This window comes from Phenylobacterium sp. (assembly GCF_030654915.1).
In the GTDB taxonomy this organism is placed as follows: Bacteria; Pseudomonadota; Alphaproteobacteria; order Caulobacterales; family Caulobacteraceae; genus Phenylobacterium.
In genome coordinates this window covers 1-6,488 of record NZ_JAURWM010000324.1, presented here as the reverse complement: position 1 = coordinate 6,488, position 6,488 = coordinate 1, and the positions used below count along the sequence as shown (strand labels likewise).

6 protein-coding genes and 1 tRNA gene are annotated in these 6,488 nt (G+C 64.1%); 3 read left to right on the top strand and 4 right to left on the bottom strand.

All coding sequences use genetic code 11. The features are described 5' to 3' along the window. Positions 1–693 (bottom strand): aminoacyl--tRNA ligase-related protein (locus tag Q7T84_RS17015; protein WP_304811195.1); only part of this gene is annotated, 693 nt, incomplete at its 3' end. Between the two features lie 104 nt (positions 694–797). On the opposite strand from Q7T84_RS17015, the gene Q7T84_RS17010 reads away from it, so the two are divergent. After that, entirely contained in the window at positions 798–1,247 is a 450-nt protein-coding gene (locus Q7T84_RS17010; RefSeq protein WP_304811193.1) for a MaoC family dehydratase, read from the top strand. 49 nt (positions 1,248–1,296) lie between these two features. On the opposite strand, the gene Q7T84_RS17005 is transcribed toward Q7T84_RS17010, so the two are convergent. Then, positions 1,297–2,127: a serine protease gene (locus Q7T84_RS17005; RefSeq protein ID WP_304811191.1), complete on the bottom strand. Its 831-nt coding sequence runs from the start codon at positions 2,125–2,127 to the stop codon at positions 1,297–1,299. Positions 2,128–2,322: 195 nt separating this feature from the next. On the opposite strand from Q7T84_RS17005, the gene Q7T84_RS17000 reads away from it, so the two are divergent. Together Q7T84_RS17000 and Q7T84_RS16995 are read left to right on the top strand one after the other, a co-directional pair. Next, complete coding sequence (locus tag Q7T84_RS17000) at positions 2,323–4,407, top strand: S9 family peptidase (protein ID WP_304811189.1); 2,085 nt, start codon at positions 2,323–2,325, stop codon at positions 4,405–4,407. Next, positions 4,404–4,949, top strand: coding sequence for a GNAT family N-acetyltransferase (locus tag Q7T84_RS16995; protein WP_304811187.1), 546 nt, complete (start codon positions 4,404–4,406; stop codon positions 4,947–4,949). The genes Q7T84_RS17000 and Q7T84_RS16995 overlap by 4 nt, the downstream gene beginning before the upstream one ends. Before the next feature lie 225 nt (positions 4,950–5,174). Here Q7T84_RS16995 and Q7T84_RS16990 read toward each other — a convergent pair whose 3' ends face one another. Continuing rightward, positions 5,175–5,777: a PEPxxWA-CTERM sorting domain-containing protein gene (locus Q7T84_RS16990; RefSeq protein ID WP_304811185.1), complete on the bottom strand. Its 603-nt coding sequence runs from the start codon at positions 5,775–5,777 to the stop codon at positions 5,175–5,177. 571 nt (positions 5,778–6,348) lie between these two features. Further along, positions 6,349–6,422, bottom strand: a tRNA-Gln gene (locus Q7T84_RS16985). Positions 6,423–6,488 lie beyond the last annotated feature (66 nt).

Genomic DNA, 6,488 nt, shown 5'->3' with positions numbered 1-6,488 from the left:
CGCTTCGATGGAATAGGTGGCTTCCGCACCGGGAAAACGCTCGTTCTCCGGCTTCTCGCCGGCGATCACCGGCATGGCGAGCACGGTCTCGGAGAACTCTCGGTACATTTCCAGCGCCTGAAGCGTAGAGGCCAGGGCGTCCTCACGGCTGACGTGGGCGGTGTGGCCCTCCTGCCAGAGAAACTCCGAGGTGCGCAGGAACAGGCGGGTGCGCATCTCCCAGCGGACCACATTGGCCCACTGATTGATCTTCATCGGCAGATCCCGATAGCTCTTGATCCAGCGCGAGAAGGCGTCGCCGATGATCGTCTCCGAGGTCGGGCGGACGATCAGGGGCTCTTCGAGCTTCGCGTCGGGATCAGGCTGCAGCTTGCCGTCGATGTTTTTCAGCCGGTGGTGGGTGACGACCGCCATCTCCTTGGCGAAGCCCTCCACGTGTTCGGCTTCCTTGGCGAAGAAGCTGAGCGGGATGAACAGCGGGAAGTAGGCGTTATCGACGCCCATCTCCTTGATCCGGCGATCCATGGTCTGCTGGATGCGCTCCCAGACACCATAGCCCCAAGGCTTGATGATCATGGACCCGCGCACCGGGCTGACCTCGGCCATGTCCGCCTCACGGACAATGGCTTGATACCAGTCGGGGAAAGTCGACTTGTTGCCGGTCATCCGGCTGACGCTGAGAGCTCGTTGCATAGGGCGCTCTTTAAAGTCCCTTTCGGCGACGTCAAAGCCGTTGCTCAAGGCTGGGCAACTGCTAGACGTCGAACACCTGTTTCAATTCGATTTGGGAGAAAACGATGAACCCGGTGGAGTTCAAGGACCTTGCTGGCCTGGTGGGCCAAGAAGTCGGCGTGTCGGATTGGGTGGAAATCACCCAAGAGCGCGTCAATCAATTCGCCGAAGCCACCGGCGACCATCAATGGATCCACGTCGACGTTGAGCGCGCCACGAAGGAAATCGGCGGCCCGATCGCTCACGGCTACCTGACCCTGTCGCTGATCCCGTTCCTGGGCGCCGGCATGCTGCCGATCAAGGGCGTGACCCGCGGCATCAACTACGGCTCCGACAAGGTGCGCTTCATCAACATGGTCCGCGTCGGCAAGCGCGTGCGCATGCGTCAGAAGCTGATCGGCGCCGAGGCCAAGGCCGGCGGCATGCAACTGAAGAACGAATGCACCATCGAGATTGAAGGCGAGGCCAAGCCCGCCTGCATCGCAGAGACCATTTCGGTCGTCTACGGCGCCTAAGACGTGGCCGCCGCCCTTCCCGTTGGCGGGAGGGGCGGCGTCATCTCATCTAATATTCCCGTGAAACCGCCTCTTCCGCCGACGCCGCCTTGGCGCCGGTGACAACTTCGTTGCGCGCCTGGGTGATCGGGGCGTGCGGATTATCCATCAGCGCCATGGTCTCGCGGATAAACTTGGCGTGGGTGACGATGCCGATCTCGAGCCGCTCGCTGTTCAGCTCGACCTGCTGGGTCAGCAGGCCGGCGATGAACTGAACATCGCGGCCCTCATCGGCGCCGACGCGACGACGCGCGGCCTGGGACATGAAGACCGGGCCGCCCGAATTGCCAGGAAACACCGTGAAGTCGAGCAGGAAGGTCGGGAAGACCTGGGCCGGCGCGATCGGGAACGAGGCCACCCGGCCCGAACGCAGAATCGGGAAGCCAGCCTGATTCGCGGCCAGCCCGCGCGGGAAACCCAGGGCCATCATCTCATCGCCGGCGCCGACCTGGTTGACCTGAAACGTATCATCCTGCGCCAGCCAACTCAGCGGGATAGCGGCCTTGGCGAACTCGTTAGGCGCCTTGATCGAGATGGCGGCCACGTCGCGCGAGGGGTGTTGGGTCCAGAGCTTCGCGCCATCGGCGTCGCGGATCCGCAAGGTTTGGGGCGAATAGCTCCAACTGCCGTCGGGATTGGCGATGCGATAGCCGATACGCGCCTCGGCGCCAGGCATCTTGGCCAGCACGTGATTGGCCGTCACCAGCACGGTTCGCGGCGTGCCGTCCGGCGCCGTTTCCGCAATCAGGAAGCCGGTGCCGACGGTGCGCGTACCGTCGCCCAGTGGTTGTTCCAGCTGAACCGTCGCATGGATCAGCTCCACCGCAAGGTCCCAAGCCATCGACGCCCCTAACTACTGAATTCGTAACTACCCGACACTTGCGATATTTAGTTAAGAACATGGTTAGCGCAAAGGATCTTCGTCGTGGGATAGATGCGCCCGATCGCCGCGCGACCTGGCTGCGACGGCCCAGAACGCATGCGCAATGTGCGTCAAACCTTGAGCCCGGAACGCCGTCATCGCATGTAGTTGGGCATGACCGTTTCCAAGCCCCCCGTCGCCCGCCGCGATCCCAAAGTCATCGAGCAGCTCGGGCGTACGCGCACCGACGACTATGCCTGGATGAAGGACGAAAACTGGCGCGAGGTTCTGCGCGACCCGAAGGTGTTGCGCGCCGACATCCGCGAGCATCTGGACGCCGAAAACGCCTACACCAAGGAGCTGCTGGCGGGCACCGAGGCGCTTCAGGCGCAGTTGTCCGCCGAGATGAAGGGCCGCATCAAGGAGGACGATTCCTCCGTGCCCGCCTCCGACGGCGCCTGGGACTATTATGTGCGCTACGAGATTGGCGCCGAGCATCCCATCCACGGCCGCCGTCCACGCGGCCGCGAGGATGGCGAGGTCGTCCTGTTGGACGAAGTGGCCCAGGCCAAAGACAAGGCCTTCTTCCAGGTCGGCGCGGCCCATCACAGCCCCGACCACCGGCTCTACGCCTGGGCCGCCGACGAGCAGGGCTCGGAGTACTACACGATCCGGGTGAAGGACCTCGCCACCGGCGAGACCCTCGAACACGTCATCGACAGCGCCTATGGCGACTTCACCTTCTCGCCCGACAGCCAGTGGCTGTTCTGGATCTGGCGCGACGAGAACGCCCGCCCCTCCAAGATCTTCCGCCGCCCGGCGCGCGGCGGGGAGGACGTGCTGGTCTATGAGGAAGACGACGAGGGCATGTTCATGGGGGTCGGGACGACCTCCGACGACAGTCACGTCGTCATCCATGTCGGCAACCAAGAGACCACCGAGATCTGGCTGATCCCAGCCGCTGAACCGGAACGACCGCCGTTCGTCGCCGAGCCCCGCGAGGTCGGCGTGAAGTACGATCTCGACCACTGGACCGACCGCTGGGTGATCCGCACCAACGCAGATGACGCGGTGGACTTCAAGCTGTCGACGTCGATCGCCGAGATCCCGGCTCGCTCCACCTGGACCGACTTCGTCCCCCACGAGCCGGGCCGCTATATCACCGGCTTCGCCGCCTTCGCCGGCCATCTGGTCCGAGCCGAGCGGGTCAACGCCAACGACCGCATCATCATCATGCCGCGCGACGGCGACGAGCATGAGATCGCCTTCGACGAGGAGGCCTACGCCCTCTCGCTGGAAGGCGGCTATGAGTACGACACCGCCCTCACCCGCTTCGTCTACCAATCGCCGACCACGCCCCGGCAGTGGTTCGACTACGACATGGCCACACGCGAACGCACCCTGCGCAAGACTCAGGAAATCCCCTCCGGCCACGATCCGGCCCGCTATGTCGCGCGCCGGCTCTATGCGGCGGCCCAGGACGGGGCGCAGGTCCCGGTGACCGTCCTGATGCTGAAGGACACCCCGCTCGACGGCTCGGCGCCGCTGCTGCTCTACGGCTACGGCTCCTATGGCCATGCGATGGAGCCCAGCTTCTCGATCCGCAATCTCAGCCTGGTGGACCGCGGATGGATCTGGGCCGTGGCCCACGTCCGAGGCGGCTCGGACAAGGGCTGGGGTTGGTTCCTCGACGGCCGCAAGGAGAAGAAGACCAACACCTTCACCGACTTCATCGCCTGCGCCGAACACCTGTCGGAGCAAGGCTACGGCAAGGCTGGCCGCATGGTCGCCTATGGCGGCTCGGCCGGCGGCATGTTGATGGGCGCGGTGGTCAATCTGCGCCCCGATCTGTGGTCCGGCATCATCGCCGCCGTACCGTTCGTCGACGTGCTGAACACCATGAGCGACACCTCCCTGCCGCTCACCCCGCCGGAATGGCCCGAATGGGGCAACCCCATTGAGGATCCGGAGGCCTATGACCGGATCGCCAGCTACAGCCCCTATGATCAGGTCAGCGCACAGGCCTATCCGCCCGTGCTCGCGACCGGCGGCCTGTCGGACCCCCGGGTCACCTATTGGGAGCCGGAGAAGTGGGTGGCCAAGCTGCGCCAATATTCGACGGGCGAGGCCCCGATCCTGCTCAAGATCAACATGGAGGCCGGCCATGGCGGCGCCTCGGGCCGGTTCGACTTCCTGAAGGAGATCGCCCTCGACTACGCCTTCGCGATCTGGGCAAGCGAGCGGGGCTGGGAGCAATGATCGTCAGGCCATCGACACCCGACGACGTCGCGGCCCTGACCGCGATCTACGGCCATCACGTCCTGAACGGCCTCGGCACCTTTGAGGAAGTTCCGCCATCGGCTGAGGACATGGCGGCGCGCCGCCTGGCCATCATCGAGCGCGGCCTACCCTATCTGGTGGCCGAGGATGCGGGCCAGGTGCTGGGCTTCGCCTATGCCGGCCCGTTCCGACCGCGCGCGGCCTATCGATACACCGTCGAGGACAGCGTCTATGTCGCCCCAGGCGCGACCGGACGCGGGGTCGGCAGGGCGGTGCTGTCAGCGGTGATCGAAGCCTGCGAGGTGTTCGGCATCCGCCAGGTCGTGGCGGTGATCGGCGACAGCGACAACGCCGGCTCCATCGGCCTGCACACGGCCCTGGGCTTCGAGCCCGCAGGCGTCGGCAAGGCCCTCGGCTGGAAGCACGGCCGCTGGGTCGACATCGTCTGGATGCAGAAGGCCCTGAACGGCGGCGTGGCGACCGCGCCGGACACGCCCGGCCTCATACTAGGCGGAGCCTAGAACCCCCCAGGAGAGCGGAGTCTCAAACGACACCATCCATGGCGGTGCAACTCGCGGGCGGATTTATGGCAATCCCGCCGCTTCTCCGCGATCGCCGCCCAAATTCCAAGGGTGGCCTATTGCACAACGGTTTAATCGAGATCGAAGTCACGGACCTTTAGAACGACAAAAAGCCCGCGCCCAGTGAAGGAAGCGGGCCAATTTCGTCGAAGTCAGGTCGGCAGACTAGGCGGCGCTGAATGCGTTGCGGCGCGCGGCGCGAACCATCGAACCCACCGCGCCAAAGCCGATGATCATCATTGCCCAGGTCGCAGGCTCAGGGACGGCGGTCTGGAGCGATGCGATGGTTTGCACGCCGCTATAGGTTTGAGAAGCAACGGGGTTAGTTTGATCGTGGCCGATCAATAGGCCCTCGGCCCGCGCACCGTCGGTGTCGAAACACCCCGTCGCCTGCAGGCACCAGAAGGTCTGCGACGAGCTGATGTAGGGCGCTTGGATCAGGAAAAGTCCGCTCCCCGAAAAATCGAACAGCAAATCATTGGCGGTCGCCGAGAGAGCAGAGCCCAGCACCAGATGGTCCGAGTTTGCGCCGCTCACGGGACCCTTTAGGACGAAGACGTCGCCGCCGTGGGTGAGAGTGATGTTCCAGTCCACGATATTCGCGGACTTAAGTATCCCGAGCGTTCCGTCAGTGGTGACGGAGATGTTGGCGTTACCGCCGCCGATGGCGCGGTTGGCGATGTAGGTCGCCGCTTCGGCAAAACCGGCCGCCAAAAAGGACAGGGCCGCGGACATCGCCACGATGTTGAGCAGTTTTTTGATTTCCAAGCCCTCCTGTGTGCCGTCCCGAACTGGGACGAGACTGACGACTAGCTCGCCTTGCAACTGGCGGTCCACATTTTTTCACGATCAAAGCGAATGCCAATGTCAGTTGAGGCGGATAGGTCGACACGGACATGGGCGCTCGCCGGGCGCTCGAACTTGACTGCAACTGCGCTTGCGAGCCTTGCTGAATGAAATTCCGCATCGCGATGCCTCCTTACCTCGTCCCGCAACCGGCCCTGGACCATCAGCAGGATCTCCACAGCCCTACGCCGCGCCCGCCTGGATGCGCTCGCGAAGAAGACAGGAGGGGGGGGCGGACACCAAGTCAGAGATCGAAGAGCTGCGCTGGCACAATCCGCGGGGCGGACGGGTGCCACGAACTTCATCCTCGGCGGCCTGACGCTTGAGGAGGTCGCGCTGATCCGCGGCAGGAAGATCGCCGCCGCTACGTGTCGTAGCGAAGCGATGGGGGCCAGCGATAGGCAACCGGCTCAGCCGAAACGCTTCGAAAACGAAAGCTGTAAATGGCCGCTCGAGCGGAGGCCGGAAGTCCGGCTAAGTCTTTGAAAACGTGTGGCTGGGGAACTAGGACTCGAACCTAGAATGACGGTACCAAAAACCGCAGTGTTACCATTACACCATTCCCCAGCAGGAACGGCTCGCGGGATAGTCGCCCCGCGGCGAGGGCGTGGAGATAGCCTAACAATTCGCCGG